The organism is Burkholderia sp. AU4i (assembly GCF_000466765.1).
GTDB lineage: Bacteria > Pseudomonadota > Gammaproteobacteria > Burkholderiales > Burkholderiaceae > Burkholderia > Burkholderia cepacia.
The window spans coordinates 1-582 of sequence record NZ_ASSI01000462.1 but is presented as its reverse complement, the minus strand read 5'-3'; the positions used below and the strand labels follow the sequence as shown (position 1 = coordinate 582).

Sequence of the window (582 nt, the reverse complement as noted above, 5' to 3'; positions counted from 1 at the left end):
AGCAGCAACGCGTCGCGATCGCACGTGCGCTTGCACCGTCGCCGCAGGTGCTGCTGTGCGACGAGCCGACGTCGGCACTCGATCCGGAGCTGTCCGTCGAAGTCGTCGAGGTGCTGCGCCAGCTCGCGCGCGAAGGCACGACGATGCTGATGGCGACGCACGACCTGCGCCTGGCCGCGTCGATCGCGCACGACGCGGTGTTTCTCGCGGAAGGGCGCGTGGTCGAGGCCGGTGCATCACGCGACCTGTTCGGCGGCCCGCGCGATCCGCGCACCGCGAAGTTCATCTCGACGCTCGCGCAGGGCGTGCCGGTGTTCTGACGCGGCACGCGACAAGCGGCACCCGGTACAGGCGGCGTCAACCTTTCCCGGGGCGGTCGAGCACCGCCGCGACGATCGCTTCCGGCGCATCTTCCTGCACCAGGTGGCCCGCGTGCGGCACCCTGATCAGCTGGCCGCCGGCGATGCGATCGGCCAGCGCCTGCCCCTGTTCGAGCGGAATCCACGCGTCGTCCTCGCCCCACACGATGCGCACCGGAAAGTCCGGCGGCGCGTAACGGGCCTCGGCTTCCTCGATGTAGTG

At 70.8% G+C, this 582-nt stretch carries 2 protein-coding genes; one reads left to right on the top strand and one right to left on the bottom strand.

Annotation, left to right across the window (positions count from 1 at the left end):
• Positions 1-320, top strand: a 320-nt coding sequence (locus L810_RS43525) for an AAA family ATPase (RefSeq protein WP_042978510.1), incomplete at its 5' end; no start/stop codon positions are given.
• A 37-nt stretch (positions 321-357) separates the two neighbouring features.
• Here L810_RS43525 and L810_RS43520 read toward each other — a convergent pair.
• Positions 358-582: alpha/beta fold hydrolase (locus L810_RS43520; protein WP_042978509.1), on the bottom strand; the 225-nt coding region annotated here is incomplete at its 5' end.